Annotated in this window: 1 protein-coding gene and 1 pseudogene; both read right to left on the bottom strand. The window is 42.0% G+C overall.

Translation table 11 applies throughout. From position 1 onward, the window contains the following. Nucleotides 1-923, bottom strand: a 923-nt coding sequence (locus L2082_RS19165; RefSeq protein ID WP_446012198.1) for a hypothetical protein, incomplete at its 3' end; no start/stop codon positions are given. A gap of 1,012 nt (nt 924-1,935) precedes the next feature. Then, nucleotides 1,936-2,115 (bottom strand): annotated as a pseudogene (locus L2082_RS19170) (flotillin family protein); the annotation flags it as partial.

The raw sequence follows: 2,115 nt of genomic DNA on the forward strand, positions 1-2,115 counted from the left end.
GAGCGAACTACCTGACAAGCAACCGTATTGCCACAATTATCGTCTATAATAAAATCATAGGTAAACGTCCATGAACAATCATCATTACCGGCCCCTGGAGTCGATCCATTGAAAGTAGCTGAAACCGTTCCGCAGTTGTCGGTGTACAAAGCCGCAACATCGGACTCAAGAGAAGCGCCATCAAAACTTTCGGCATCGGATAAGCATTCATTCACGCCTGTCTCATTTAAGGAGCTGCAATCCGAACCAATTAGAGATGGAGCTTCGTTATCGACGAGTGTAAGTACTACCTCGCAAGAAGTGTCAACGACGCAGCCATCATCTGTAGCCGTTATTGTAACAATTTGCTCATCTCCGCATGCTGATCCAAAGCTAGATCCCGCTGTTGGAGATTGAGTAATTGTTACCGTTCCACAATTACCTTCTACTACAACAGAGGAAGTTAAATCGGGAATGATACCCGAACACATTCCGGGCTCCGTATTTACATCCTGATCGGCAGGGCAGCTGGTTATAAGTAATGGACCGGACACAGTATACGCAACAGGATCTGTATCTATCGATATTGCATTATTGCTATCATCAACCACACTCAGTATAGAAACAGTTCCCGGATCTGCCGCATCGGTCACCGTAGGAAAGGCAACCTGAGCAAATCCCGACGGATCACCGGGAATTCCTGCAGCACTCGCCGAACCGGTTCCGCCCCCTGATTGTGTGTAGTTAATACCAACATCATAGGAGTCGGCAGGATCTGTTGGCCAATCTCCGAACGTTACAGTTAATATCACATCACCGGTTCCATCGTCACAGGCACAGATATCTTCAATAAAGACCTGAGACTGTGCGGATGCTGAAAAGCTGGTGAGACAAAAAATTAGAATACTGACGTAAGTGGATAAAAGAAGTAAATTACGCTTCATGGGTTAAAGGTTTTTGTACCCTGCAAATCTAGAAAGATTATTCCATATAAAAAAGCAGTTTTCCCCTGCAAGGATAAGGCAAACAGGCTCTTGTACATACATTAAAATACCAAATTCTGTGCCAAAGTACTACATATGCATTTTCTTATGTATTAAGTATTGTTTTCCAGCCTTTTATAGATATCTCTCTAAAGCTATACATTAACCAGTTGTGAAAAACCAGTAAAATGTCGGCCTTTATACATTTCTAAAAAATTCTTAAAAAAAATAACAGGAATCTCGTTTTTAGCTTCAAAATCACCTGATTTTCAGAAAATATGACTGCTCATTCTTTAGAAAATGATGCCAATTTTTCCGTCTTTTCACTTCCTCTTATTAAGAATAAAGCATCAAATGATAGCGTAGCTGAATGAATCCTATTCATATATTATATATATCAATTTGATGTTTTCATATGTATACCTTTTGCACTATCAAATTTTTATGAATTTACAATACACTTATATTGAAATTACATCATATGTAAATACCCTTGAAATATTTTGCCCTAGGATGGGAAAAAATATGCCTACTCTCCATCCACAAAACAAAATACTGGCTGGATATTCAACTCTTTTTATCACTCCAAAATAACGTTATTGATTCATGTCGCATCCCAAAAGAAATATTAATCTGATGTTAACATCTGTTTTTTAACAATCTACCCAACAGTCAACAGTCTAAAACCTAAAGTTTATGAATTGGGCGAGTTACAGTGCGACTAGTGTCATTACCACTCATATATAGTTTATAGAACACGGATAACGCAGATGAGCGGGATCTTTGATGCAAAATATACGAGCTGTACGAGGCGGGTATTGCGGTAGCGATGGGTAGGGGCCCGCGCTGGGCGCGGGCGTCCCCAACTCGTTGGGGACCGAACGAAGGTGGAGCCCGGACCGTAGCGCCGTCCTTCCCAATTTTTTGGGGAGGACGGACCGCCCAAAAAATGATTATGACAGAAAGACCTTACCTACTCCTCAGTCGTTGATTCTGAAGGGCTGGAAGTAGGGGGTGTCTGTTTCTTCGCCAGATACTCGGGCAGTGAAAGTCCGGCCTGATCCATGAAATCGCTGAGTGGCGGAATAGACTTAAACATGCCATTGACAAAACCGCTGAGATTGCTTCCGTCGCCGCCGTCAAAAACGGTGAC

This window comes from Candidatus Electrothrix sp. (genome assembly GCF_052785085.1).